Annotated in this window: 20 protein-coding genes; 18 read left to right on the top strand and 2 right to left on the bottom strand. The window is 53.8% G+C overall.

Annotation, left to right across the window (positions count from 1 at the left end):
* Positions 1 to 398 precede the first annotated feature (398 nt).
* The 8 genes from J3353_RS10965 to guaA all read left to right on the top strand — a co-directional run bounded on the left by J3353_RS10965 (position 399) and on the right by guaA (position 15,271).
* Complete coding sequence (locus J3353_RS10965) at positions 399 to 4,220, top strand: DNA-directed RNA polymerase subunit beta (protein ID WP_207684849.1); 3,822 nt, start codon at positions 399 to 401, stop codon at positions 4,218 to 4,220.
* A 26-nt stretch (positions 4,221 to 4,246) separates the two neighbouring features.
* Entirely contained in the window at positions 4,247 to 7,822 is a 3,576-nt protein-coding gene (gene rpoC, locus J3353_RS10960; RefSeq protein ID WP_097773653.1) for a DNA-directed RNA polymerase subunit beta', read from the top strand.
* A gap of 373 nt (positions 7,823 to 8,195) precedes the next feature.
* The gene (gene rpsL / locus J3353_RS10955) at positions 8,196 to 8,624 is read left to right on the top strand and encodes a 30S ribosomal protein S12 (RefSeq protein WP_005930554.1); all 429 of its coding nucleotides are present in this window, start codon (positions 8,196 to 8,198) and stop codon (positions 8,622 to 8,624) included.
* A 158-nt stretch (positions 8,625 to 8,782) separates the two neighbouring features.
* Positions 8,783 to 9,253 (top strand): 30S ribosomal protein S7, encoded by a 471-nt coding sequence (rpsG, locus tag J3353_RS10950; protein ID WP_005930552.1) that lies wholly within the window; start codon positions 8,783 to 8,785, stop codon positions 9,251 to 9,253.
* Positions 9,254 to 9,277: 24 nt separating this feature from the next.
* Positions 9,278 to 11,404 (top strand): elongation factor G, encoded by a 2,127-nt coding sequence (fusA, locus tag J3353_RS10945; RefSeq protein ID WP_097773654.1) that lies wholly within the window; start codon positions 9,278 to 9,280, stop codon positions 11,402 to 11,404.
* 168 nt (positions 11,405 to 11,572) lie between these two features.
* Entirely contained in the window at positions 11,573 to 12,778 is a 1,206-nt protein-coding gene (tuf, locus tag J3353_RS10940) for an elongation factor Tu (RefSeq protein ID WP_005930548.1), read from the top strand.
* 213 nt (positions 12,779 to 12,991) lie between these two features.
* Complete coding sequence (locus J3353_RS10935; protein WP_207684848.1) at positions 12,992 to 13,624, top strand: GyrI-like domain-containing protein; 633 nt, start codon at positions 12,992 to 12,994, stop codon at positions 13,622 to 13,624.
* Positions 13,625 to 13,720: 96 nt separating this feature from the next.
* Positions 13,721 to 15,271, top strand: a complete 1,551-nt coding sequence (gene guaA, locus J3353_RS10930; RefSeq protein WP_097773655.1) for a glutamine-hydrolyzing GMP synthase — start codon at positions 13,721 to 13,723, stop codon at positions 15,269 to 15,271.
* A 157-nt stretch (positions 15,272 to 15,428) separates the two neighbouring features.
* Here guaA and J3353_RS10925 read toward each other — a convergent pair whose 3' ends face one another.
* The gene (locus tag J3353_RS10925) at positions 15,429 to 15,932 is read right to left on the bottom strand and encodes a helix-turn-helix domain-containing protein (protein WP_097838603.1); all 504 of its coding nucleotides are present in this window, start codon (positions 15,930 to 15,932) and stop codon (positions 15,429 to 15,431) included.
* A 333-nt stretch (positions 15,933 to 16,265) separates the two neighbouring features.
* On the opposite strand from J3353_RS10925, the gene J3353_RS10920 reads away from it, so the two are divergent.
* The 6 genes from J3353_RS10920 to J3353_RS10895 all read left to right on the top strand — a co-directional run bounded on the left by J3353_RS10920 (position 16,266) and on the right by J3353_RS10895 (position 20,820).
* Positions 16,266 to 16,451 carry a hypothetical protein gene (locus tag J3353_RS10920; protein ID WP_015538532.1) on the top strand — a complete coding sequence of 62 codons (186 nt, stop codon included), beginning with the start codon at positions 16,266 to 16,268 and terminating at the stop codon, positions 16,449 to 16,451.
* Positions 16,452 to 16,455: 4 nt separating this feature from the next.
* A complete protein-coding gene (locus J3353_RS10915) occupies positions 16,456 to 17,532 on the top strand; it encodes a site-specific integrase (protein WP_113621069.1) in 1,077 nt (358 codons plus the stop codon).
* Positions 17,529 to 17,858 (top strand): hypothetical protein, encoded by a 330-nt coding sequence (locus J3353_RS10910; RefSeq protein WP_097770292.1) that lies wholly within the window; start codon positions 17,529 to 17,531, stop codon positions 17,856 to 17,858. The genes J3353_RS10915 and J3353_RS10910 overlap by 4 nt, the downstream gene beginning before the upstream one ends.
* Positions 17,855 to 18,979 (top strand): helicase RepA family protein, encoded by a 1,125-nt coding sequence (locus J3353_RS10905; RefSeq protein WP_113621068.1) that lies wholly within the window; start codon positions 17,855 to 17,857, stop codon positions 18,977 to 18,979. Before J3353_RS10910 ends, J3353_RS10905 begins: the two co-directional genes overlap by 4 nt.
* Before the next feature lie 85 nt (positions 18,980 to 19,064).
* Entirely contained in the window at positions 19,065 to 19,298 is a 234-nt protein-coding gene (locus J3353_RS10900) for a complexin-2 (RefSeq protein WP_097778380.1), read from the top strand.
* A 274-nt stretch (positions 19,299 to 19,572) separates the two neighbouring features.
* Complete coding sequence (locus J3353_RS10895) at positions 19,573 to 20,820, top strand: plasmid recombination protein (RefSeq protein ID WP_113621067.1); 1,248 nt, start codon at positions 19,573 to 19,575, stop codon at positions 20,818 to 20,820.
* 57 nt (positions 20,821 to 20,877) lie between these two features.
* Here the strand turns inward: J3353_RS10895 and J3353_RS10890 are convergent, their stop codons facing one another.
* The gene (locus J3353_RS10890) at positions 20,878 to 21,420 is read right to left on the bottom strand and encodes a hypothetical protein (protein ID WP_113621066.1); all 543 of its coding nucleotides are present in this window, start codon (positions 21,418 to 21,420) and stop codon (positions 20,878 to 20,880) included.
* 285 nt (positions 21,421 to 21,705) lie between these two features.
* Between J3353_RS10890 and J3353_RS10885 the strand changes: the two genes are divergently transcribed.
* From J3353_RS10885 to J3353_RS10870, 4 genes are all read left to right on the top strand, one after another.
* A complete protein-coding gene (locus J3353_RS10885; RefSeq protein WP_097777956.1) occupies positions 21,706 to 23,268 on the top strand; it encodes a type I restriction-modification system subunit M in 1,563 nt (520 codons plus the stop codon).
* A gap of 1 nt (position 23,269) precedes the next feature.
* The gene (locus J3353_RS10880; protein WP_113621065.1) at positions 23,270 to 24,310 is read left to right on the top strand and encodes a virulence RhuM family protein; all 1,041 of its coding nucleotides are present in this window, start codon (positions 23,270 to 23,272) and stop codon (positions 24,308 to 24,310) included.
* Between the two features lie 14 nt (positions 24,311 to 24,324).
* Positions 24,325 to 25,155 carry a hypothetical protein gene (locus tag J3353_RS10875; RefSeq protein WP_162789038.1) on the top strand — a complete coding sequence of 277 codons (831 nt, stop codon included), beginning with the start codon at positions 24,325 to 24,327 and terminating at the stop codon, positions 25,153 to 25,155.
* Positions 25,148 to 26,446: restriction endonuclease subunit S (locus J3353_RS10870; protein ID WP_207684847.1), on the top strand; the 1,299-nt coding region annotated here is incomplete at its 3' end. The genes J3353_RS10875 and J3353_RS10870, both read left to right, overlap by 8 nt.

The raw sequence follows: 26,446 nt of genomic DNA, 5'->3' as shown, positions 1-26,446 counted from the left end.
CAGGGGAGAGCACGCATCAAGAGCCAAGGTGTACAAAATGCACAAGGGTGTTTTTGGTGAGAACGTGCAAAACTCAAAAATCAAGAGCCAAAATGCGCAAAGCCTACACGCGTCCGTGCGTACCATGAAATCGCGGGCTTGACAAAAATATTGGGCCAAAATGCGAAAAATGGCTTGACAGCAAGGCTTTTGAGGTGTATACTGCATTAGTATCACATAATGGCCTAGTGCGCCAAAAAGGGAGCTGTACTGGAAGCGGCTGGACGGTGTTGACCGAAAAGTTTGTGAAAAGCGACGAACTTCCTTGGAGGATACGGGTCGATTTATGTGTGTGTGCTCAAATCTGACCCGTATAACGCAATATCCGTAGAGTATAAAAGTAAGGAGTGGTTGATTTTATGATGAAAGTCAAGCCCGTAAAGCTCGGCAAAACCGAGCGCATGAGCTTCTCCCACATCGACGAAGTCATCAGTATGCCGAACCTGATCGAGGTCCAGAAGAACTCTTATCAGTGGTTCCTGGACGAGGGCCTGAAAGAGGTCTTCCACGACATCGGCACCATTGAGGACTACACCGGTAACCTGGCGCTGAGCTTCGTGGACTTCCGTCTGGATAAGGAGCCCAAGTACAGCATCAAGGAGTGCAAGGAGCGCGACGTGACCTACGCTGCCCCCCTGCGCGTGACTGCCCGTCTGCTGAACAAGGAGACCGGCGAGGTCAAGGACCAGGAAATTTTCATGGGCGACTTCCCGCTGATGACCGATGCGGGCACCTTTGTGATCAACGGTGCTGAGCGTGCCATCGTCAGCCAGCTGGTCCGTTCTCCCGGCGTATTCTACGGAGATGCCAAAGATAAGGTGGGCAACGACCTGTACAGCGCAACCATGAACCCCAACCGCGGTGCATGGCTGGAGTACGAGACCGATGCCTCCAACGTGTTCTATGTCCGTATCGATAAGAACCGCAAGCTGCCCGTCACCGTGCTGTGCCGTGCGCTGGGCCTTTCCTCTGATGAGGAGATCCTGAACTTCTTTGGCGAGGATGAGCGCATCCTGGCCACTCTGGAGAAGGACACCACCAAGAACCAGGACGAGGGCCTGCTGGAGGTCTACCGCAAGCTGCGCCCCGGCGAGCCCCCCACGGTGGAGTCCGCTACCAACCAGATCAATATGCTGTTCTTCGATCCGCGCCGCTACGACCTGTCTCGTTTCGGCCGCTACAAGATGAACAAGAAGCTGTCTCTGGCCCGCCGCATCACCGGCTTTGTTGCCGCTGAGAACATCGTTGCTCCCCTGACCGGCGAGATCATCGTTGAGGCCAATGGCAAGATCACCCGCGAGCTGGCCGAGAAGGCAGATGCCGCCGGTGTGGATACCGTTATTCTGAGCATCGAGGGCAAGAAGGTTAAGGTCATCACCAACGGCTGTGTGGACGCACAGGGCTTCTTCTCCTTTGATGTCAAGGAGTGCGGCATCAACGAGCGCTGCTCCTTTGATGAGATCAAGAAGATCCTCGACACCACCTCTGATGTGGAGGAGCAGAAGGAAATGCTCCGCCGCAACCATGACCAGCTGATCGGCCGCACCGTCACCGTGAAGGACATCCTGTCCTCCATCAACTACCTGAACGGTCTGGGCCACGGCGTTGGCACCACCGATGATATCGACCATCTGGGCAACCGCCGCATCCGCAGCGTTGGTGAGCTGCTGCAGAACCAGTTCCGCATCGGCTTCTCCCGCATGGAGCGCGTCATCCGTGAGCGCATGACCCTGCAGAGCCAGGATCAGAGCGTTATCACCCCGCAGGCACTGATCAACATCCGTCCTGTGGTCGCCGCCATCAAGGAGTTCTTCGGCTCCTCTCCGCTGTCTCAGTTCATGGACCAGAACAACCCTCTGGCCGAGCTGACCCACAAGCGCCGTCTGTCTGCTCTGGGCCCTGGCGGTCTGAGCCGTGACCGCGCAGGTTTCGAGGTCCGTGACGTTCACTACAGCCACTATGGCCGTATGTGCCCCATTGAGACCCCTGAAGGCCCCAACATCGGTCTGATCTCCTATCTGGCATCCTACGCCAAGATCAACGAGTACGGCTTCGTTGAGGCTCCCTACCGCAAGGTCAAAAAGACTTACGACGAAAACGGCAAGCTGATCGATCAGGTCGTTACCGATGAAGTTGAGTATATGACCGCTGACGTTGAGGATGAGTACGTTGTTGCTCAGGCCAACGAGCCTCTGGATGAGACCAAGCACTTCATCCGTCCCCGCGTTTCTGCCCGCCGCCGCGATGACATCCTGGAAATCGATGCCGATAAGGTCGATTATATGGACGTTTCGCCCCGAATGATGGTCTCTGTTGCGACCGCCTGCATCCCCTTCCTGGAGAACGATGACTGTAACCGTGCTCTGATGGGCTCCAACATGCAGCGTCAGGCAGTGCCTCTGATGGTCACCCAGCAGCCCATCGTGGCTACCGGTATGGAATACAAGGCTGCCACCGACTCCGGCACCGCTGTTCTGGCAAAGAACGACGGTATCGTTGAGAAGATGGATGCCGACCACGTCACCGTCCGCAATGCACAGGGCGGCGTGGACAATTACCCGCTGGTCAAGTTTGCCCGCTCCAACGCAGGCACCTGCATCAACCAGCGCCCCATCGTTGAAGTTGGCGAGAGCGTCAAGGCCGGTCAGGTGCTGGCCGACGGCCCCGCAATGCGCAACGGTGAGATCTCTCTGGGTAAGAACGCCCTGATCGGCTTTATGACCTGGGAGGGCTACAACTACGAGGACGCTGTCCTGCTGAACGAGAAGATCGTCCGCGAGGATGTGTACACCTCGATCCATATTGAAGAGTACGAGACCGAGTCCCGTGACACCAAGCTCGGACCTGAGGAGATCACCCGTGATATCCCCAACGTCTCCGAGGATGCCCTGAAGGATCTGGACGAGCGCGGCATCATCCGCATCGGTGCCGAGGTCAAGAGCGGCGACATCCTGGTCGGCAAGGTCACCCCGAAGGGTGAGACCGAGCTGACCGCTGAGGAGCGCCTGCTCCGCGCCATCTTTGGCGAGAAGGCCCGCGAAGTCCGTGATACCTCTCTGCGTGTGCCCCACGGCGAGTACGGCATCATCGTGGATGTCAAGGTCTTTACTCCTGAAAACAGCGATGAGCTGCAGCCCGGTGTCCGCGAGGTCGTCCGCTGCTACATCGCTCAGAAGCGTAAGATCAGCGTCGGCGATAAGATGGCAGGCCGTCACGGCAACAAGGGTGTCGTTTCCCGCATCCTGCCGCAGGAGGATATGCCTTACCTGCCCGACGGCACCCCGCTGGACATCGTGCTGAACCCCCTGGGCGTTCCTTCCCGTATGAACATCGGTCAGGTGCTGGAAGTCAACCTGGGCTACGCTGCCAAGGCATGCGGCATCAAGGTTATGACCCCCGTGTTCGATTCCGCGCGTGAGAACGACATCGGCGATACCTTCGATACCGCCCGTGAGCTGTGGCACGGTGAGAATGCTCCCGCATATCCCACCAAGCTGCCCAAGATCATGGGTGAGAAGGGCCACATCATCGACTTCTCCAAGATCGAGCTGGACCGTGATGGCAAGACCACCGTTTACGATGGCCGTACCGGCGAGAAGTTCGATAACCGCGTTACCGTTGGTTATATGTACTACCTCAAGCTGCATCACCTGGTCGATGATAAGATCCATGCCCGTTCCACCGGCCCCTACTCTCTGGTCACTCAGCAGCCTCTGGGCGGCAAGGCTCAGTTCGGCGGTCAGCGCTTCGGCGAGATGGAAGTCTGGGCTCTGGAAGCTTACGGTGCCGCTTACACCCTGCAGGAGATCCTGACCGTCAAGTCCGATGACGTTGAGGGCCGTGTCAAGACCTACGAGGCCATTGTCAAGGGCGAACCCATCCCGCAGCCCGGCATCCCCGAGTCCTTCCGCGTTATGCTGAAGGAGCTGCAGTCTCTGGGTATGGACGTTGTGGTCCAGGACAAGGATGGCAACGAGATCGATATGCGCCAGAACTTCGACGACGAAGAGACCGGCTTTGATATGCGTGATGTTGCAGGTTCCGAGACTGTTACCAACGAGAATGAGCTGCTGAACGATTACACCATCAAGGATGCTGACGCAGGCTTCGATGATCCTTCTGTGCTGGAAGATGACAACTCCGGCAGTGCGGCTCCCGCTTCCGACGAAGTGGATTTTTAACTAGAGATTAAGAAAGGGTTCGTTTCATGGAAAACAACGTTTTCGATTCCATTAAAATCGGCCTGGCTTCTCCGGAGCAGATCCGCAACTGGAGCTACGGCGAGGTCAAGAAGCCTGAGACCATCAACTACCGCACCCTGAAGCCGGAGCGCGACGGCCTGTACTGCGAGCGCATTTTTGGACCTACCAAGGACTGGGAGTGCCACTGCGGCAAGTACAAGCGCATCCGCTACAAGGGCAAGATCTGCGATCGCTGCGGTGTCGAGGTCACCAAGGCAAAGGTTCGTCGTGAGCGCATGGGCCACATTGAGCTGGCCGCGCCCGTCAGCCACATCTGGTACTTCAAGGGCATCCCCAGCCGCATTGGCCTGATGCTGGACATCAGCCCCCGCCTGCTGGAGAAGGTCCTGTACTTTGCAAGCTATATCGTTACCGATCCCGGTCTGACCCCGCTGGAAAAGAAGCAGCTGCTGACCGAGAAGGAATACCGTGAGATGCGTGAGCGCTACGGCGATGAGTTTGAGGCATCCATGGGTGCTGAGGCCATCCAGGAGCTGCTGAAGGAGATCGATCTGGATCAGCTGAGCGCTGAGCTGACCGCTGAGGTGGAAAAGTCCTCCGGCCAGAAGAAGGTCCGCATCCTGAAGCGTCTGGAGGTCGTTGAGGCATTCCGCATTTCCGGCAACCGCCCCGAGTGGATGGTCATGGACGTGCTGCCCGTGCTGCCCCCCGATCTGCGCCCCATGGTCCAGCTGGACGGCGGCCGTTTTGCCACCTCCGACCTGAACGATCTGTACCGCCGCGTGATCAACCGCAACAACCGTCTGCGCCGCCTGCTGGAGCTGGGTGCTCCCGACATCATCGTGCGCAACGAGAAGCGGATGCTGCAGGAAGCAGTTGACAGCCTGATCGACAACGGCCGCCGCGGCCGCCCGGTCACCGGCCCCAACAACCGTGCCCTGAAGAGCCTGTCCGATCTGCTGAAGGGCAAGCAGGGCCGCTTCCGCCAGAACCTGCTGGGCAAGCGTGTTGACTACTCCGGCCGTTCCGTTATCGTCGTCGGCCCTGAGCTGAAGATGGATCAGTGCGGTCTGCCCAAGGAGATGGCTCTGGAGCTGTTCAAGCCCTTCGTGATGAAGGATCTGGTCGAGAAGGGTGTTGCCAACAACATCAAGTCTGCCCGTAAGATGGTCGAGCGTGCAAAGCCCGAGGTCTGGGACAGCCTGGAGACCGTGATCAAGGGCCACCCGGTCCTGCTGAACCGTGCACCTACTCTGCACCGTCTGGGCATTCAGGCCTTCAACCCCGTGCTGGTCGAGGGCCGTGCCATCAAGCTGCACCCCCTGGCATGTACCGCATTCAACGCCGACTTCGACGGTGACCAGATGGCAGTTCATCTGCCCCTGGGCGAGGATGCCTGCCGCGAGGCCAAGATGCTGATGCTGGCTTCCGGCAACCTGCTGAAGCCCTCTGACGGCGCACCTGTTACCGTTCCTACTCAGGATATGATCCTGGGCAGCTACTACCTGACCACCGTTCGTGAGAACGAAGAGGGTGCAGGCAAGATCTTCCGTGATGAGAACGAGGCCCTGATGGCCTATGCAGAGCACGTTGTGACCCTGCACGCTCCCATCAAGGTCCGCCGCACCATGGTCATTGATGGTGTGGAGCGCACCGGTCTGGTGGATGCCACCGTCGGCCGGATCATCTTCAATAACCCCGTTCCTCAGAACCTGGGTTATATCGACCGCACCGACCCGGAGCACTGGCTGGAGTATGAGGTCAGCTTCCGCGTGACTAAAAAGACCCTGCCCGACATCATTTCCCGCTGCATGACCCGCAATGGCACCCGTGCCTGCGCAAAGATGCTGGACTCCATCAAGGCTCAGGGCTATAAGTACTCCACCCTGTCTGCAATCTCTGTTGCTGTGTGTGACGCTGTCATTCCTCCGCAGAAGGACGAGCTGATCGCTGACGCGGATAAGCAGGTCTCTCAGGTCAACAAGCTGTTCAACCGCGGCCTGATCTCTGAGAACGAGCGTTACACCCAGACCATCAACATCTGGCAGGCAACCACCGATAAGGTCTCCAAGGCGCTGGCAGCCAACCTGCCCAAGGACAACGAGATCTTTATGATGGCTGATTCCGGTGCGCGTGGTTCTATGAACCAGATCAAGCAGCTGGCCGGCATGCGCGGCCTGCTGGCCAACACCGCAGGTAAGACCATCGAGATGCCCATTCGTGCAAACTACCGCGAAGGTCTGAACATTCTGGAATATTTCGTTTCTGCCCGTGGCGCTCGTAAGGGTCTGGCCGATACCGCTCTGCGTACCGCTGACTCCGGCTACCTGACCCGCCGCATGGTCGATGTCTCTCAGGAGGTCATCGTCCGTGAGATCGACTGCGGCACCACCGACGGCCTGTGGGTCTCTGAGATCCACGAGGGCAAGGAGAAGATCGAGAGCTTCCGTGAGCGTATCATCGGTCGTTACGCCGTGGGCGATGTCATCAACCCCGTCACCGGCGAGGTCATCGTGCCCGAGGGCAAGATGATCGACCTGTACGATGCCAACGACATCGAGGCTGCAGGCATCACCAAGCTGAAGATCCGCAGCCTGCTGACCTGCCGCGCCAAGGTGGGTGTCTGCGCACACTGCTACGGCAGCGATATGGCAAACGGTGAGCCCGTCCAGCTGGGCGAGTCCATCGGTGTCATCGCAGCAGAGTCCATCGGCGAGCCCGGTACCCAGCTGACCATGCGTACCTTCCATACCGGCGGTATTGCATCTGCTGAGGATATTACCCAGGGTCTTCCCCGTGTTGAAGAGCTGTTCGAGAGCCGCCGTCCCAAGAGCATGGCCATTATGAGCGAGATCTCCGGTGTTGTCTCTCAGGATGACACCAAGAAGAATGTCGTCATCAAGGTCACCGGTAAGGACGAGAACGGTGCCGAGGTGGTGAAGAGCTACTCCATCCCCTTCACCCAGCATGCACGTGTCATGCCCGGCGATCGTGTGGAGAAGGGCGACATCATCACCCGCGAAGGTGTCCTGTATCCCCAGGATATCCTGGCCATCAAGGGTCTGAGCGATGTGCAGAACTACCTGATCAGCGAGGTCCAGAAGGTCTACCGTCTGCAGGGCGTTGAGATCAATGATAAGCATATCGAGGTCATCGTCCGCCAGATGTGCCGCAAGGTCCGCGTGACCGACTCCGGCTCCTCCGACCTGATCGGCGGTGCACTGGCAAACCGTCTGGAAGTTGAGAACATCAACGCCGAGCTGCAGAAGCGCATTGATGACGGTGAAGAGGGCATCAAGCTGGTCGAGTATCAGCAGGTGCTGCTGGGCATCACCAAGGCTGCCCTGGCAAACGAGTCCTTCCTGTCTGCCGCATCCTTCCAGGAGACCACCCGTGTCCTGACCGAAGCCGCCATCAAGGGCAAGGTTGACCCGCTGGCCGGCCTGAAGGAGAACGTCATCATCGGTAAGCTGATCCCCGCCGGTACCGGTCTGCCGGAGGTGCGTGAGGATCTGAAGCGCCGTGAGCAGGAGCGCGACGAGGCTGTTGCCGCTGAGCTGGCTGCAGCAAACCAGCAGTAAAACTCTGTCTGCCCGGAACTGAATCAATCCATGAGCCGCCTTTCCCTGAACGCAGGGGAGGGCGGCTTTTTTGATTTGAAACTCCCTTCGTCATTGCTTCGCAATGCCACCTCCCTCTGGGAGGGAGGCCTGCTTGGCCCGAAGCAGGGGAAAGGCCCCCTCTGAGAGGGGGCTGTCTGCGCAGCAGACTGAGGGAGTAAAGGAAAAATCGGCGGTTGAGTCCTTCGGCGAATAAAACAAAAAAATATTGGAAAAACTGTTGACATTCCTAATCAAAACGAGTATTATATAACTGTTGCGCGTCCCCATAGGGGAAGTGCGGCTAAAAAGTCGGAAAATATCCGATGTTCACTATTAAGAAAGGAGAAACAAAATGCCTACTTTTAACCAGCTTGTACGCAAAGGCCGTGAGGTCCTGGTTACCAAGAGCACCGCTCCCGCCCTGCAGAAGACTTATAACTCTCAGAAGAAGCAGTACTCTGATCTGAGCAGCCCCCAGAAGCGTGGTGTCTGCACTGCAGTTCGTACCATGACCCCCAAGAAGCCTAACTCTGCTCTGCGTAAGGTTGCTCGTGTCCGCCTCACGAATGGTATCGAGGTCACCTCTTACATTCCCGGTATCGGCCATAACCTGCAGGAGCACTCCGTCGTGCTGATCCGTGGCGGCCGTGTTAAGGACCTGCCCGGTGTGCGTTACCACATCATCCGTGGTACCCTGGATACTCAGGGTGTGGCAGGCCGTAATCAGGCCCGCTCCAAGTACGGCGCAAAGCGTCCTAAGGCCGGTGCTGCAAAGAAGTAATTGAGGACAACCGCCATAAACGGCTTTCCATTATATAAATAACAAGTCCGCATTGTGCGGAGGGTAACGGTTTATGTAAGGTCAGCTCTTTGTGACACAACGGGAGTTTTATTACTTTCGAGTACCGATGATATCATTCTGTGAAGGAGGGAAGAAAGATGCCTAGAAGAGGTAACATTGCTAAGCGCGATGTCTTAGCTGATCCTATTTACAATTCCAAGATGGTCACCCGTCTGGTCAACAGCGTGATGCTGGATGGCAAGAAGGGCGTCGCTCAGAAGATCGTTTACGAGGCTTTCTCCATGATTCAGGAAAAGACCGGCAACGATCCTCTGGAAACTTTCGAGAAGGCGATGGAGAACATCATGCCCAGCCTCGAGTGCAAGACCCGCCGTGTTGGTGGTGCTAACTACCAGGTTCCTCTGGAAGTCAGCCCTGCCCGCCGCGAGACCCTGGGTCTGCGCTGGCTGACCGCTTACAGCCGCAGCCGTGGTGAAAAGACCATGGCCCAGCGTCTGGCCGCCGAGATCATGGATGCTGCCAACAACACTGGTAACGCCGTGAAGAAGCGCGAGGATACCCACAAGATGGCCGAGGCCAACAAGGCTTTCGCTCATTTCCGTTATTGATCTGTTCTGTAGGAGGTTAATTTCATGGCTACACCCAGAGAAGTTTCTCTTCAGATGACGAGAAATATCGGCATTATGGCCCATATCGATGCTGGTAAGACTACGACTACCGAGCGTATTCTGTACTACACCGGCATCAACCACAAGATCGGCGAAGTCCACGATGGCGGTGCCACCATGGACTGGATGGTTCAGGAGCAGGAGCGTGGTATTACCATCACTTCCGCTGCTACCACCTGCTACTGGAGCCACTCTGAGACCCAGAAGGATCCGGTTGCATTCAAGAAGAACCGTCACCGCATCAACATCATCGACACCCCGGGCCACGTGGACTTTACTGTTGAGGTCCAGCGTTCCCTGCGCGTCCTGGACGGTTCTGTGACCGTTCTGGCTGCTAAGGGCGGTGTCGAGCCTCAGTCTGAGACCGTTTGGCGTCAGGCTGATGAGTACAAAGTCCCCCGCATGGTTTACGTCAACAAGATGGATACCATGGGTGCCGACTTCTTCCGCTGCATCAAGATGCTGCATGATCGTCTGCACGCCAACGGCGTGGCGATCCAGCTGCCCATCGGCCAGGAGGATACCTTCCGTGGTATCGTTGATCTGGTCGATATGAACGCTGAGGTCTACTATGACGACATGGGCAACGATATGCGCACTGAGCCCATTCCTGAGGATATGGTCGAGCAGGCCGAGGAGTACCGCAACATCCTGATCGAGGCTGTTGCCGAGAACGACGAAGTCCTGATGGAGAAGTATCTCGAGGGTGAGGAGATCACCCGCGAGGAGCTGAAGGCTGCCATCCGCAAGGAGACCATTGCCAACACTCTGGTGCCCGTGGTCTGTGGTTCTTCCTACAAGAACCGTGGTGTCCAGAAGCTGCTGGACGCTATCGTGGATTATATGCCCGCTCCTACCGACGTTGAGGACATCAAGGGTGTGAACCCTGAGACCGAAGAGCAGGAGACCCGTCCGTCTTCCGACGACGCTCCCTTCGCAGCTCTGGCTTTCAAGATCGCAACCGATCCGTTCGTTGGTAAGCTGGCTTACTTCCGTGTCTACTCCGGTAAGGTCGAGGCTGGTACTACTGTCTACAACTCCGTGAAGGACGCTAGAGAGCGTATGGGCCGCATCCTGCAGATGCACTCCAACCACCGCAAGGATATCGACTGCTGCTATGCAGGTGATATCGCTGCTGTTGTCGGTCTGAAGAACACCACCACTGGTGATACTCTGTGTGATGAGAATCATCCCATCATTCTGGAGTCCATGAAGTTCCCCGAGCCCGTTATCCGCGTTGCAATCGAGCCCAAGACCAAGGCCGGCAACGAGAAGATGGGCATTGCGCTGGCAAAGCTGGCCGAAGAGGATCCTACCTTCAAGACCTACACTGATGAAGAGACTGGTCAGACCATCATCGCAGGTATGGGCGAGCTCCATCTGGAGATCATCGTCGACCGTCTGCTGCGTGAGTTCAAGGTCGAGGCCAACGTTGGCGCACCTCAGGTCGCTTACCGTGAGACCATCCGCAAGGAGGCCAATCAGGAGACCAAGTACGCACGTCAGTCCGGTGGTAAGGGCCAGTACGGTCATGTTAAGATCAAGATTGAGCCAAACGAGCCCGGCAAGGGTTACGAGTTCGTCAACGCCATCGTTGGCGGTGCCATCCCGAAGGAATACATCCCGGCTATCGACAATGGTATCCAGGGTGCTATGAAGTCCGGTGTTCTGGCTGGCTATCCTGTCGTTGATGTCAAGGTCACCCTGTGGGATGGTTCTTATCACGAGGTCGACTCCTCTGAAATGGCCTTCTCCATTGCAGGTTCTATGGCCTTCAAGGACGCTATGCGCAAGGCTGATCCCATCATCACCGAGCCCATCATGAAGGTTGCTGTTATCGTTCCTGATGAGTATCTGGGCGATGTCATCGGCGACCTGAACTCTCGCCGTGGCCAGATCCAGGGCATGGAGGCAATGGCAGGCACTCAGCGTGTCAACGCTTTCGTTCCTCTGGCTCAGATGTTCGGCTACGCCACCGACCTGCGTTCCAAGACCCAGGGCCGTGGCCAGTATGTCATGGAGCCTTCTCACTACGAGCCGGTTCCCAAGAACATTGCCGACCAGATCATTGCTGGCCGCACCAAGGCTTGATTGCCTGAAACAAAGTAAAATTTTGCCGGGGTAGTGTAGCTCCGGCAAAATTTCCTGTAAAAGCACTTGATTTTACAGGACAAATTTAGTAGAATAGTTTTGCAATGCAATTCTGTGTTTGCAGGACTGTTGTAACCAAATTCAATCCGTTTAAGGGAGGATATTCCAATGGCTGAAAAGGCAAAATTTGACCGTTCTAAGCCGCATGTTAACATCGGCACCATCGGTCACGTTGACCACGGCAAGACCACTCTGACCGCCGCTATCACCAAGTATCTGGCACTGAAGGGCGACGCAGACTTCATGGACTATGCCAACATCGATAAGGCTCCCGAGGAGCGCGCTCGTGGTATTACGATCAACTCCGCTCACGTCGAGTACCAGACCGATGCTCGTCACTACGCTCACGTTGACTGCCCGGGCCATGCTGACTACGTTAAGAACATGATCACCGGTGCTGCTCAGATGGACGGCGCTATCCTGGTCGTTGCTGCTACCGATGGTCCCATGCCCCAGACCCGTGAGCACATCCTGCTGGCTCGTCAGGTCGGCGTGCCTTATATCGTCGTGTTCATGAACAAGTGCGATATGGTCGACGACGAGGAGCTGCTGGATCTGGTCGAGATGGAGATCCGTGAGCTGCTGAGCGAGTATGACTTCCCCGGCGACGACACCCCCATCATCCGTGGCTCCGCTCTGAAGGCTCTGGAGTCCACCTCCAAGGATCCTGATGCACCCGAGTATGCTTGCATCAAGGAGCTGATGGACGCTGTTGACTCCTACATCCCCAACCCGGATCGTGAGGAGGACAAGCCCTTCCTGATGCCCATCGAGGACGTCATGACCATTTCTGGCCGTGGTACCGTTGCAACCGGTCGTGTTGAGCGCGGTATTGCTAAGGTTGGCGACGCTATGGAGATCGTTGGCATTAAGCCCGATCGTCTGAGCACCACCATCACCGGCCTGGAGATGTTCCGTAAGTCTCTGGACTTCGCTGAGGCTGGCGATAACATCGGCGCTCTGCTGCGTGGTGTTGACCGTACCCAGATCGAGCGTGGCCAGGTTCTGGCTAAGCCCGGCACTGTCCATCCCCACAAGGTCTTCGAGTCTCAGGTCTACGTCCTGACCAAGGACGAAGGCGGCCGTCACACCCCCTTCTTCTCCAACTATCGTCCTCAGTTCTACTTCCGTACCACTGACGTGACCGGCATCATCACCCTGCCCGAAGGCACCGAGATGTGCATGCCCGGCGATAACGTTCAGATGCACGTTGAGCTGCTGACCCCCGTTGCTATGGAAGAGGGCCTGCGTTTCGCTATCCGTGAGGGTGGCCGTACCGTTGGTTCCGGCGTTGTTGGCAAGATCATTGAGTGATTTTGACCCTTCGCGCCTGTTCTAAGGCAAAAGGTTAAACTTACAAAGAGCCTTCCCATTCCGGAGAGTGGGAAGGTTCTTTTTGCGCTATCAGATCCTCTGCCCGAGATGGCAGGGGATTTTTGTTTTTGCCAAAAAGTGCTTTACAAATAAAGGTTGTTATGATATCCTGACATTAAAGAGAGAAGATGTCGGAGAATGGAGGATTGCACGATGGCGTTTGACTATAAGAAGGAGTACAAGGAGTTTTATCTTCCACCCAGAAAGCCGGGTATTGTGACTGTTCCGCCGATGAATTTTGTGTCTGTACAGGGTAGGGGAGACCCCAATGAACTAGGTGGAGAGTATCAGGCGGCAATGGAGTTGCTGTATGGCATTGCCTTTACTATCAAGATGAGCTACAAGGGAAGCCATAAGATCGACGGTTACTTTGAATATGTTGTCCCACCGCTGGAGGGTTTGTGGCATCAGGAGGGGGTGGACGGTGTGGACTACGCCCACAAAGAATGCTTTGAGTGGACAAGTATGATCCGCCTGCCGGATTTTGTGACCCGGGAAGTGTTCGATTGGGCCGTTCAGGAAGCGACTGCAAAAAAGAAGAAGGATTTCTCCAAAGTGCAGTTCTTCCACTATGATGAGGGACTTTGTGTGCAGTGTATGCATGTTGGTTCTTATGATGCCGAACCGGAGACGCTGGAGCAGATGGATGCTTTTGCGCGGGAACAGGGTTATGAGACAGATTTTACAGGGCACCGCCGCCACCACGAAATTTACCTCAGCGATCCGCGCCGGACAGCACCGGAAAAACTGAAAACAGTACTGCGGCATCCTGTTCGTGCAAAATAAAATCGGGAAAGTTCACAAAGACTGTCGATTTTCGTTGTGAGATGTGCTATACTAAATCTACCTATAGAAACATCTCGAAAAAGGGAGGAGAACATCATGCAGCATGAAACTGTCATCGTGCTGGACTTTGGCGGCCAGTACAATCAGCTGATCGCGCGCCGTGTCCGCGAGAACAATGTCTACTGTGAAATCTATTCCTACAAAACTGACCTGTCGGTCATCAAGGCGAAGAACCCCAAGGGCATCATCTTCACCGGCGGCCCCAACAGCGTCTATCTGGAAGATTCGCCCACCATCGACCCCGAGATCTTCAACTGGGGCATCCCTGTGCTGGGAATCTGCTACGGCAGCCAGCTGATGATGCACCTGCTGGGCGGTCATGTCTGCCGCGCCCCTGAGCGTGAGTACGGCAAGACCGAGGTCTTTGTGGACAACAGCAGCAAGATGTTCGAGGATGTTCAGCCCTCCACCATCTGCTGGATGAGCCACAACGACTACATCGAGCAGGCAGCCCCCGGCTTCAAGATCACCGCACACACCGTGAACTGCCCTGTGGCTGCTGCAGAGAACGCCGAGAAGGGTCTGTACGCTGTTCAGTTCCACCCGGAAGTGCTCCACACCGCTGAGGGCAAGAAGATGCTCCGCAACTTCGTGTATAACGTCTGTGGCTGCTCCGGTGACTGGAAGATGGACTCCTTCGTGGAGAACAATGTCAAGGCCCTGCGGGAGCGCATTGGCGACGGCAAGGTGCTGTGCGCCCTGTCCGGCGGCGTGGATTCCTCTGTGCTGGCTGCGATGCTGGCAAAGGCCATCGGGAAGCAGCTGACCTGCGTGTTTGTGGACCACGGTCTGCTCCGCAAGAACGAAAAGGAAGAGGTCTGCTCTGTCTTTGGCCCGGGCAATGCCAACGGCTTTGATATCAACTTCATCTGTGTGGATGCCCGCGACCGCTATTTCAGCAAGCTGGCCGGTGTTACCGAGCCCGAGCGCAAGCGTAAAATCATCGGCGAGGAGTTCATCCGCGTCTTTGAGGAGCAGGCAAAGCAGATCGGCAAGGTGGATTTCCTGGCACAGGGCACCATCTACCCTGACGTTGTGGAGAGCGGCCTGGGCGGCGAATCCACCGTCATCAAGAGCCACCACAATGTCGGCGGCCTGCCCGATACCGTGGACTTTAAGGAGCTGGTGGAGCCCCTGCGCAACCTGTTTAAGGATGAGGTGCGTCAGGTTGGCCGCGAACTGGGCCTGCCTGAGTATCTGGTCAGCCGTCAGCCGTTCCCCGGCCCCGGTCTGGGCATCCGCATCATCGGCGAGGTGACCCCCGAAAAGGTCGCCATCGTGCAGGATGCAGACGCGATCTGGCGTGAGGAGATCGCCAAGGCGGGTCTGGATAAGGAGATCAACCAGTATTACGCTGCTCTGACCAATATGCGCAGCGTCGGCGTGATGGGTGACGAGCGCACCTATGACTACGCTGTGGCCCTGCGTGCCGTGACCACCACCGACTTTATGACGGCTGAGAGCTACAATGTGCCCTGGGATGTTCTGGGCACCGTGACCAGCCGTATCGTTAATGAGGTCAAGCACGTCAACCGTGTGTTCTATGATTGCACCGGTAAGCCGCCTGCCACCATCGAGCTCGAGTAATCTGCAAACCCTGAAAAGTATTGATGCAATGCAATATTTTGAGAGCCAAAAGACTCTGTGATACTGCTTTGATACTATCAGGCGATTATTCATAAAGAGAGACATGAGAATGCCCTCTGAGAAACGGTAAGTTTTTCAGAGGGCATTTTTGTGTCTTTTATTCTTTACGCCACTTTTTCTTCGGCTCGTACCGGCCGCAGCCGTCGGCAGTCTGAGGCCAGTTGAGCTTCCATTCCAGATACTCTTCCTTGGTGATCTCGCCCTCCCGGAGCTGCTTCTTGCGGAGCTGCCACTCCTTTAAGAACTCATCCAGCAGGCGATAGCGGAAGCTGACTGCCATGTGCTTTTCCGGGAAATCTGGGTCGGTGGTGTCTGTGACCTCGTAGAGCCGGGTGCCGGGGTAGTGCTCGTCCAGCTCGAACAGAGTGTACATCACATCCTCTGCGGCGTACAGGGTCGGCTCATAGAGGGAACGGTAGTTCACGTCCAGCACCTCCGCAATCTTGCGGAGCAACTCTTCCTTGGGTGTGCGGGTGTTGCTTTCGTATTGTGCGATACGGATGTCTGCGCTCTTCTCCTCAAACCCGATGGCAATGCCCAGTTCTTTCTGGGTCATACCTCGGAGGTTACGGGCACGTTTGATGCGGTCACCGACTGCCATGCGATTGCCTCCTGACTTAAACATATTTGTTGAACCCAGTATAGCACAGAAAAACAGGAGGTGCAATAGAAAATAAACAAAAAAGTTTAAGATTTTACCCAAAAGCCTCTTGACTTAACGAAATATGTTTAGTATAATGAGAATGCAAAAAGATAAGCAAAAATGCTTAGTAAAATTGAATGACCGCCAAACTGACCCAAACCGCCAAGACCTTCCGAAAGGAAGCGAGCGCTCCGTAAGGGGACGGCACAGCACCGCAAAGGGGATATGCCTGCCGGAAGTCAGCGAGGATGAAGCGGCACCGAAACGAAACCGACAAGGAAAGGACAAAAAATGGCAAATAGCATTTTTATCAAGGCAGACGAGCTGGCAAAGGAGCTGGACATCTCGCAGGGTCTGGCGTACAAGATGATTGCCCAGTGGAACGAGGAACTGAGGGCCAAGGGCTACACGACCGTGGGAGGCCGTGTAAGCAGGAGGTACTATCAGGAGAAGATCTACGGGGCAGGAGAGGAGTGATAAGATGCCAGCCTACAAAGACAGCAGGCAAGGCACATGGTACGCTTCCTTCTACTTCGAGAACTGGCAAGGTGTGAAGCAGAAGAAGCTGAAACGGGGGTTTGCCACCAAGAAGGACGCTCTGGCGTGGGAGCGGGAGTTCCTTCTTCAGCAGGCGGCAGACCTGACCATGACCTTTGAAGCCTTCGTGGAAATTTATATCACGGACAAGAAAAAGCGACTCCGGGAAAACACCTGGTCTGTCAAGGAGCATATCATCCGAACGAAAATCTTACCGTACTTCAAAGAAAAGCGGCTCAGCGAGATCAAGCCGCGGGATGTGATCGCATGGCAGAACGAGATGCTGAACTACCGGGACAAAAACGGCAAGGCCTACTCGCCGACCTACCTCAAGACGCTCCATGGACAGCTCAGTGCCATTCTGAACCACGCCGTCCGGTTCTACGGGCTGAAATCAAACGCAGCGGCCACAGCCGGGTGCATGGGGTCGGAAAAGCACAAGGAGATGCTCTTCTGGACAAAGGAGGAGTACCTCAAGTTCGCGGAAGCGATGATGGACAAGCCGCAGTCCTATTACGCTTTTGAGGTCCTCTACTGGTGTGGCATCCGGGAGGGCGAGCTGCTGGCTCTGACTCCGGCAGACTTCGACTTGGACAAGGGGCTGCTCTCCATCACCAAATCCTATCAAAGGCTGAAAGGCCGGGATGTGATCACCGACCCGAAAACACCCAAGAGCGTCCGGGTCATCCAGATGCCGCAGTTTCTGACGGACGAGATCAGGGACTATCTGAAATCCTTCTACAAAGTCCAGCCGGATCAGCGGATCTTTGAGGTGACCAAGAGCTACCTGCACCACGAGATGGACAGGGGAGCCAAGGAGGCCGGGGTGAAGCGGATACGAATCCACGACCTACGGCACTCCCATGTGTCGCTGCTGATTGAAATGGGCTTCTCGGCTTTGGCAATCGCTGACCGGGTAGGGCATGAGAGTGTGGACATCACCTATAAGTACGCCCACCTCTTCCCCTCAAAGCAGCAGGAGATGGCGCAGAAGCTGGACATGGAACGAAAGGAAGGATGAAGATGGAACGAGTGCTCGACCAGCAAGGCCGCTGGCGGAACAAGGTGGTAGCCTTCCGAATGTCCCCGGAAGAGGACGAGGTTCTGGAAGCCAAAGTAAAGCTCTCCGGGCTGACCAAACAGGAGTATATCATCCGCCGCTTGACCGACCGGGAAATCACCGTGGTAGGCAACCCAAGGGTCTACAAAGCCCTACGAGGCCAGATGGAGCTGATCTATCAGGAATTACAGCGGCTGGCCGTGGATGAAGAAGTCCCGCCGGACTTGCTGGAGACCTTGCAAATGGTAGCCCTGACGTTGAACGGACTTAAGGAGGAATGCGAATGACGGACAATAGAAAAACGACCGTACCGGGTGCATCTGTTGGCGCAGATGCGGTACAGTCGTCTGATAAAATTACCACCAATATTATAACAAATTCGGGCAAGCAAATCAATCTGCAAGCCGCGAAAAAGTCAAACAATTTCGGACTGAACACGGTATCAATGACCGAGCTGTACGACACGGTGTATCCACCCCGGAAGCCCATCGTGAACGACCTGCTGTACAGTGGCACCTACCTCTTTGTAGGAGCACCCAAGGTGGGCAAGTCCTTCTTCATGGGGCAGCTCGCCTACCATGTGGCGATGGGGCTTCCGTTGTGGGAGTACGAGGTGCATCAAGGCACCGTCCTCTATCTGGCGTTGGAGGATGATTACGCCCGGCTGCAGCGGCGGCTCTCCCGGATGTTCGGGGTAGAGGAGACCAGCAATCTCTACTTCGCAACGCAAGCTAAGTCCGTGAGCGAGGGACTTGACCAGCAGTTGGAAGGATTCATCCGGGAGCACCCGGATGTACGGCTCATCATCATCGACACCCTGCAGAAGGTGCGGGAGATCGGCGGTGACCGATACAGCTACGCCAGCGACTACGAGATCGTGACCAAACTGAAAACTTTCAGCGACAGGTACGGCATCTGCCTGCTGGTGGTTCATCACACCCGGAAGATGGAAGCCGAGGACAGCTTTGATATGATCTCCGGCACCAACGGTCTGTTGGGTGCAGCGGATGGCGCATTCATCATGCAGAAGAAGCGGCGCACGGACAACACCGCACTACTGGACATCGTGGGGCGTGACCAGCCGGATCAGGAGCTGACATTGGAGTTCAACCGAGAACGCTGTGTCTGGGAGTTCCAAGGAGCCGAAACGGAACTTTGGAAGCTGCCGCCCGACCCGCTTCTGGAAGCGGTGGCAAAGATGCTCACCCCGGAACAGCCAGAGTGGAGCGGTACGCCCACGGAGCTGCTGGAACGTCTGCCGGGTGTGAGCATACAGGCAAACATCCTGACCCGGAAGCTGAACGTGAGTGCCGACAGGCTCTACAACGATTATGGAATTCGGTACGAAAGCAAGCGCACCCATGAGGGCAGAGTGGTCAAATTAACGCTGGAAAATTCTGGGACGTGACGATTCGTGACGGTTGTGACGGTATTTTTGCTACTATGTAAAATACCGTCACAATCGACACAACCGACACGGGATGGTGATAATGATGAAAAATGTGCAGATTTCGCAGGAACTTTTCGTCGCCTTGCTGCATTATCATTTGAGCGGCGAAAATGAGTACGAAGAGGTCATTGAGCAGGGTCTGGAGCAAAAATTGGATGCGATGCTGCGGCATGAGCTGTATGCCCAGTACAAGACAGCACCCACCGAGGAACAGCGGGAGCAGGCTCGGCAGGAGTATCTGGACAGACGAGGCGTGCCAGAAAGCTTCCGCTGGTGAGTCCCTCTATTGGCAAAGTACAGGAGCGTGTCACGCTCCTGTGAATGCAATCACGCAGGAAGGTGGTGTTGGACCGGGCAGCGGCGAGGTACAGCGAAACCCCGTCCGCAGACGGAAGCCCCCGGCAGGGCGCAAAGGCATCTTTTGATGGACGGAACGTCTGTCAAAAGTGCTTTTGCGTTACTTTCGACGAAAGTAACAAAGCCTTTGCCGTGTCCGGCACCAGTTACTTCCACAGAGAAAGGACGTGCGATTGAAAAGAACCATTTCCGCAATGCGGGGTCCCGGCTCCCTCAACCATAACCGGAGAAGTTTCACCGCTGAAAACGTTGACCCGAAGCGCAGCAGCCTGAATGTCGTGTACCGGGATGAGCCGATTCAGAAGGTGTACCACGAACTGTTTGACGAGGCAGTGAAGCGTTACAATGCCAAGCAGAAGCGCAAGGACCGCTGTATCACCGACTACTATGAGCACCTGCGGACAGGCAAGCAGGAAAAGCTTTTCCATGAGCTGATCGTCCAGATCGGCAACAAAGATGATATGGGTGTCCTGACCGAGAATGGCGCACTGGCAAAGGAACTGCTGGACGAGTATATGCAGGGCTTCCAAGAGCGGAACCCGACACTGCGGGTGTTCGGGGCTTTCCTCCACATGGATGAAGCTACGCCCCATCTGCACATCGACTTCGTGCCGTATGTGTCCGGCTGGAAAGGCAAAGGACTGGACACCAAGGTGTCCCTGAAGCAGGCGCTGAAAGCCTTGGGCTTTGCAGGCGGTTCTAAACGGGAATCCGAGCTGAACCAGTGGATCAACGCCGAGAAAGAGCAGCTTGCCGCCGTGATGGAGCGGCACGGCATCGAGTGGGAACAGAAAGGCACCCACGAAGAGCACCTGTCTGTGCTGGACTTCAAAAAGCAGGAGCGTAGTAAAGAGGTAGCGGCTCTGGAAGCTGCCAAGCAGGAGTGCCAGACCGACCTGACCGAAATGCAGGAACAGCTGGAAACAGCGCAGACAGCCGTAGAAGCCGCTGAAGAGCGGGTACAGAAAGCAGAGCTGACCTACCAGAAGCAGAGCCAGAAGCTGAACAAGCTGGCTCCCATTATGGAAGGTTTGGAAAACCTGTCAGCGCAATACTCCCAGCGGCCAGAAGAATGGGTGCCAGAAGCAGCCACATTTGAGACCGCCAAGAGCTATCGGGAGAAGAAGGCCATGCCGCTGATCCAGAAGTTGGTGAAGGTACTCTTTGCCCTCCATCGGAAGTACTGGGAGGTTAAGAACGAGAGGGATAAGTACCAGTATTTCTATCAGGACGAGAAGAAAGCTACCCGCCATTTGAGCCAGCAGCTGGAACAGGTAAAAGCTGAGAATTTGCAGCTCTATGCGATGAAACGTGATTTCAGGCGAGTATGGAACTATTTCGGTGCCGAAAAGATGCAGCAGGTCATTGGGTTTATGAGGGAGCAGGAGCAGACCACAGATAGGAGCCAGAAGAAGAGCAGACAGAACAGTGTAGAGCTGTAAGCATAGCAGACCCCCGCCAGCGGATGTTGGCGGGGGTCTGTACATATAAGTGATATTTTACTCAAAAAGTTCCGGGGCAATATCCGTCAGAGCAAATCCGGGAATGTCTTTCTCGTCTTTGTAGGTGCCATCTTCAGCCAGAAACTCGACCTTTGCAAAGTCCGCAACTGGAATCTCAGATTCACAGACATACCAGTTCAGGTAGTCATTAGCGGTTTGTTTGAGGGTTGAGGCAACGCTGCGGTCAGCGTTATACTTGTCGCAGAAAGTGCGCCAAGGCAGATATCGCCAGATTTTACCATTGGTCTTGATGGTAATGCGGCACATGATTTTGTCGTTGGACAGACCGGTGTTTTTTGCACCGGCATGGTCATTGGCAGTCAGCCAGACGACAGGATGATAGTTTTCATATTTGTCAACGGCTTTGATGCCAATTTCATGCCCATTGAAGTACAGCGGCTCCTGATGGAAAGTTGCACCATCGTACTTTAGGTTGGAAGGCGTCAGCACTAATTTCCCAGTGGCCGAAATCATCCGATATTTGATAAGGCTGGTGTAGTGATACAGGTTTTCAGGCAGCTTGGTCTTTTTCACTTTCATTTGTTTCCCTCCAAAATCGTAGATGCTTACTAATACGAAACACCGTCTGAGATGCAGATAGTGGACGAGATTGAAAAAAGTGTACACTATCTCGCTGAAAAAAGCAATAGAAATTTTTATCGGCTTGCAATCACGGAAAAGCTGTGGTACGCTTTACTAGGATAGTATAAAGGGAAAGTATATCCTTTTTGGGAAAAACACCATGGTGTACCAATAGTGGTACATTTACTATGTTAAAATGAAAGAAAACAATGCGGAAATCCGCATTTGATGGAGGAAATAAAAATGGTAGACACCAAAAAAGAGCAGGAACGCGAAGAGCTGCACCGTGCAATCTGGGCGATTGCGGATGATCTGCGCGGCGCAGTGGACGGATGGGATTTTAAGAGCTACGTTCTCGGTACGATGTTCTACCGTTATATTTCGGAGAACATCGCCAGCTATATCAATCAGGGCGAAATTGATGCAGGCAACCCGGATTTCCGCTATGAAGATATGTCTGATGCAGAGGCAGAGCAGGCACGGGAAGGACTGGTACAGGAAAAAGGGTTCTTCATCCTGCCCAGTGAGCTGTTCTGCAATGTGCGGGCAAAAGCGGCCAGCGATGAAAACCTCAACGAAACGTTGGAAACGGTGTTCCGGCACATTGAGGAATCCGCAAAGGGCAGCTCCTCTGAGGGACAGTTTGCAGGGCTGTTTGATGATTACGATGTCAACAGCAATAAGCTGGGTGCGACTGTTGCCAAGCGCAATGAGAAGCTCGTGAAACTGCTGAACGGCGTGGCAGATATGAACCTTGGCGATGTGAAAGAGCATGACATTGATGCCTTTGGCGATGCCTATGAATACCTGATGACCATGTACGCCAGCAATGCGGGCAAGTCCGGCGGCGAGTTCTTTACGCCTGCCGATGTTTCGGAGCTGCTGACCCGGCTGGGTACCGTAGGCAAGAAGGAAATCAACAAGGTCTATGATCCTGCCTGCGGTTCCGGTTCGCTGCTGCTGAAGGCAGAAAAGGTGCTGGGACGGGATGCCGTGCGCAACGGCTTCTTTGGACAAGAAATCAACATCACAACGTACAACCTGTGCCGCATCAATATGTTCCTGCACGACATCGAATTTGACAAATTCGACATTGCCTGTGAGGACACGCTGACCAATCCGCAGCACTGGGATGATGAACCCTTTGAGCTGATCGTATCGAATCCGCCGTACTCCATCAAGTGGGCCGGTGACGAGAATCCGCTGCTCATCAATGACCCGCGTTTTGCTCCGGCTGGTGTGCTGGCTCCGAAGAGCAAAGCGGACTTAGCGTTTATCATGCACTCGCTGGCATGGCTGGCTTCCAACGGTACGGCTGCAATCGTCTGCTTTCCCGGCATCATGTACCGTGGCGGCGCAGAGCAGAAGATCCGCAAGTATCTGGTGGACAACAACTTCATTGACTGCATCATCCAGTTGCCGAGCAATCTGTTCTTCGGCACCAGTATTGCCACCTGCATCATGGTGCTGAAAAAGGGTAAAACGGATAATAAAGTGCTGTTCATTGACGCTTCTTCCGAGTGTGTCAAGGTGACGAACAACAACAAGCTCACGCCGGAGAACATTAACAAAATAGTGGACACCTTTGCACAGCGGGCAGAAGAAGCGCACTTCTCCCATCTGGCGGAGTATTCCGAGGTGCAGGAAAATGACTATAACCTGTCGGTTTCCACTTATGTGGAAGCCAAGGACACCCGCGAGAAGATCGACATTGTGAAGCTGAACGCTGAAATTGCGCAAATCGTAGCACGAGAAAACGAACTGCGGGCTGCTATTGACCAGATCGTGGCAGAAATCGAGGGCTGAGATGGAAAGCGAAAAGAAAGATTCTGCATTGGTACGTTCTTCTGCGGCGGAATACCTGACCTTTGTTGCCTCTACGGGCGAGGACAGGGACAGCATTGAGATGCGCTACGAGGATGAAAACATCTGGCTGACGCAAAAGATGATGGCGACCCTTTACGATGTGGGGCTTCCGACCATCAATGAGCATATCAAAAAGATTTATGCTGACCATGAGCAGGACGAGGCGGCAACGATTCGGAAATTCCGAATAGTTCAAAATGAGGGTGGCCGACAGGTTACTCGCAGCGTAAACCACTATAATCTGCAAATGATTATTGCGGTCGGCTTCAAGGTGAACAACCAGCGGGCGGTGCGGTTCCGTGTCTGGGCAAATCAGATCGTGGAGCAGTACACCATCAAGGGGTGGGCAATGGATGAGGAGCGCCTGAAAAACGGCGGCACAGTCCTGACCAAGAAATACTTTGAAGAGCAGTTGGAGCGTATCCGGGAAATTCGCATTTCGGAGCGCAACTTCTACCAGAAACTCACTGACATTTACGCTACTTCGCTGGATTATGACCGCAACGCGCTGACCACAAAAGAGTTCTTTGCGAAGGTGCAGAACAAGATGCACTATGCCGTGCATCGCCATACGGCGGCAGAGCTGATCTATGAGCGGGCGGATGCTGAAAAGCCGCACATGGGGCTTCACACATGGAAGGACGCTCCCAACGGCAAAATTAAAAAGAGCGATGTTTCGGTGGCGAAAAACTATCTGACCGAAGATGAAATGAAATCCATGGAGCTGATCGTTTCGGCATACCTCGACCTTGCCGAGAACCGTGCCCGCCGTCATATCCCCATGACCATGGAGGACTGGGCCAAGCGGCTGGATATCTATTTGCAGGCAGATGATCTGGAAGTGCTGAAGGATGCAGGCAAAATCTCGGCGCAGCTTGCAAAGATGCACGCCGAAACGGAGTTTGAAAAGTACCGTGTGGTGCAGGATCGGTTGTACCAGAGCGATTTTGACAGGTATTTGGAAGAAAGCACAGGTTTATAATGAATTGGGATCTTATGAACTTTCTTGCAACCAGTGCGCTAACGATTGCAATTTATGGGCTACAGCGCTCACATGAAAAAGAACGTGAGCAAATGGAAGTGGAGGCGCAGAAAAAAGCTGTTGCTGAAGCGGCAAGAGTTTTTTTGATTGATAATGAAGATGAAATAGAATACTTGCCGTTGTCAGCAATCGCAAAGAGCCTGAAATTCAAAAGAAAGCATCATAGAGCGATAACGACCAAGTTTTTAAGATGTAGTGAGGAAGTCCAAAAGGAAATCCTCAAGCAAGCCAATTTTCAGCCAATAGAGGTTTCTAAAGAACAGGTGAGTGCTGCATTAAAACGACTAAAAGATGATATTAAAGCGTGCGGTTTTGGGCGAGATACTTTATATGATGGGGCTAAATACTTTCATCGGGCGATGGAGCGTTATTCGGATGAAAAAATTGAAACCGTAAACCCGTACATATTTGAGGACATAAGGCGAACACACTTTTATCAAGGTGATTCACTCCAATTATTAAAAGACACGAGCTATAACGGAACGCTATACGGATATATGTATGATTACCTTCACTCCGCAGATTTGGGAAAATCCAAATGGCTACTGCAACCACCAATTGATATGGTTTGGTCGCAATGCGATTTAGCTGGATGCCCGGAAGAAATAATGACATTCTGGACGATGCGAGTTGTTATTGACTGTTGCCGGGTATTTGCTGAATCAGAAGAAGATTTTGTTTTTGATGAAGATTTGATTGAAACACAGGAAGATATGTACTATTATGCGGTGATGGCACTGTACAGTACCTATATTGCAAAGAAAGAAGAGGGTGCGGATGAGTAAGCTAGATGAACTGCTCCGGGAACTTTGCCCGGATGGCGTTGAGTATAAAGGATTCGATGAAGTTTGCACATTAAATGCCCGAATTGGCTGGCAACGGCTAACGAAAGCAGAGTATATGAGCAAAGGCGACTACTTGCTTATAACAGGAACTGACTTTACTGAAACACATGAAATTGATTATAGTACTTGTGTATATGTGACGGAAGAGCGATACAAGCAAGACTCGAAAATTCAATTGAAAAATGGAGATATCCTAATAACCAAAGATGGAACTCTTGGTAAAGTAGCGCAAGTAAAGGGGCTTGAAATGCCAGCTACATTAAATGGTGGAGTCTTTGTTGTTCGCTGTAAAGATGGTTCGTTAGAGAATCGGTTCATTCTGCACTATCTGTTGTCTAATCATTTTCAAAGTGTTGTTGAGCAACAGAAAACGGGTTCGACAATTAGTCACTTAACACAAACACTTTTTTCAAGGCTGATGATACCAATTCCACCACTAGAAATTCAGCGTGAAATTGTTCGTATTTTAGACAATTTCACGGAGCTTACAGCGGAACTTACAGCGGAACTTACAGCCAGAAAGACACAGTATAACTATTATAGAGATTATTTGCTAAGTTATAAAGATAACGTGAAAAAATATACAATAGCAGAATTGGCTGATACAAATATTGGGCTTGCAACATCGGTTACACAGCACAAACGGAATAGTGGTGTTGTGCTGATTCATAACTCGGATATTCAGCCAAACAAAGTTGTCTTGAAGTCAATTGAATATGTTAGTGAAGAATTTGCGGAGAAAAATAAAAAGAAAGTTTTGAGAAAAGGCGATATTATAACTGTTCACACAGGCGACGTGGGTACATCTGCTGTGATAGATGATGCGTTTGATGGAGCTATAGGTTTTACTACGATTACGACAAGAATTAGAGATAGAAAGGAAATAACGCCGGAATACTTGTGTCATTACTTAAACTCGCATCAGTGCAAACGAGATATAGAGAGTATGACAATTAGCGACAGGAACAATTTGAATCAAAAGAGCTATGAAAAATTAACGGTTCCAGTTCCACCTCTCGATGTCCAAAACCGCATTGTGAATGTACTGGACAACTTTGAGAAGATTTGCTCCGACCTCAACATTGGCTTGCCCGCAGAGATTGAAGCCCGGCAGAAGCAGTACGAGTATTACCGAGATAAGCTCTTGACATTTGCAGAAACCGGCAACACAATTTTGAGCAGAGCAGAGCAGAGCAGAGCAGAGCAGAGCAGAGCAGAGCAGAGCAGAGCA

This window comes from Faecalibacterium sp. Marseille-Q4137, assembly GCF_017377535.1.
Lineage (GTDB): Bacteria > Bacillota > Clostridia > Oscillospirales > Ruminococcaceae > Faecalibacterium > Faecalibacterium duncaniae.
Note: the sequence above shows the minus strand (reverse complement) of the source record. Positions and strands in the feature narration are given on the sequence as shown.

What these genes read in the sequence shown, in the direction of transcription:
- J3353_RS10965 (WP_207684849.1), top strand. Translation starts at nt 399, where the DNA reads ATGATGAAAGTCAAGCCCGTAAAGCTCGGCAAAACCGAGCGCATGAGC.
- rpoC (WP_097773653.1), top strand. Translation starts at nt 4,247, where the DNA reads ATGGAAAACAACGTTTTCGATTCCATTAAAATCGGCCTGGCTTCTCCG.
- rpsL (WP_005930554.1), top strand. Translation starts at nt 8,196, where the DNA reads ATGCCTACTTTTAACCAGCTTGTACGCAAAGGCCGTGAGGTCCTGGTT.
- rpsG (WP_005930552.1), top strand. Translation starts at nt 8,783, where the DNA reads ATGCCTAGAAGAGGTAACATTGCTAAGCGCGATGTCTTAGCTGATCCT.
- fusA (WP_097773654.1), top strand. Translation starts at nt 9,278, where the DNA reads ATGGCTACACCCAGAGAAGTTTCTCTTCAGATGACGAGAAATATCGGC.
- tuf (WP_005930548.1), top strand. Translation starts at nt 11,573, where the DNA reads ATGGCTGAAAAGGCAAAATTTGACCGTTCTAAGCCGCATGTTAACATC.
- J3353_RS10935 (WP_207684848.1), top strand. Translation starts at nt 12,992, where the DNA reads ATGGCGTTTGACTATAAGAAGGAGTACAAGGAGTTTTATCTTCCACCC.
- guaA (WP_097773655.1), top strand. Translation starts at nt 13,721, where the DNA reads ATGCAGCATGAAACTGTCATCGTGCTGGACTTTGGCGGCCAGTACAAT.
- J3353_RS10925 (WP_097838603.1), bottom strand. Translation starts at nt 15,932, where the DNA reads ATGGCAGTCGGTGACCGCATCAAACGTGCCCGTAACCTCCGAGGTATG.
- J3353_RS10920 (WP_015538532.1), top strand. Translation starts at nt 16,266, where the DNA reads ATGGCAAATAGCATTTTTATCAAGGCAGACGAGCTGGCAAAGGAGCTG.
- J3353_RS10915 (WP_113621069.1), top strand. Translation starts at nt 16,456, where the DNA reads ATGCCAGCCTACAAAGACAGCAGGCAAGGCACATGGTACGCTTCCTTC.
- J3353_RS10910 (WP_097770292.1), top strand. Translation starts at nt 17,529, where the DNA reads ATGAAGATGGAACGAGTGCTCGACCAGCAAGGCCGCTGGCGGAACAAG.
- J3353_RS10905 (WP_113621068.1), top strand. Translation starts at nt 17,855, where the DNA reads ATGACGGACAATAGAAAAACGACCGTACCGGGTGCATCTGTTGGCGCA.
- J3353_RS10900 (WP_097778380.1), top strand. Translation starts at nt 19,065, where the DNA reads ATGAAAAATGTGCAGATTTCGCAGGAACTTTTCGTCGCCTTGCTGCAT.
- J3353_RS10895 (WP_113621067.1), top strand. Translation starts at nt 19,573, where the DNA reads ATGCGGGGTCCCGGCTCCCTCAACCATAACCGGAGAAGTTTCACCGCT.
- J3353_RS10890 (WP_113621066.1), bottom strand. Translation starts at nt 21,420, where the DNA reads ATGAAAGTGAAAAAGACCAAGCTGCCTGAAAACCTGTATCACTACACC.
- J3353_RS10885 (WP_097777956.1), top strand. Translation starts at nt 21,706, where the DNA reads ATGGTAGACACCAAAAAAGAGCAGGAACGCGAAGAGCTGCACCGTGCA.
- J3353_RS10880 (WP_113621065.1), top strand. Translation starts at nt 23,270, where the DNA reads ATGGAAAGCGAAAAGAAAGATTCTGCATTGGTACGTTCTTCTGCGGCG.
- J3353_RS10875 (WP_162789038.1), top strand. Translation starts at nt 24,325, where the DNA reads ATGAACTTTCTTGCAACCAGTGCGCTAACGATTGCAATTTATGGGCTA.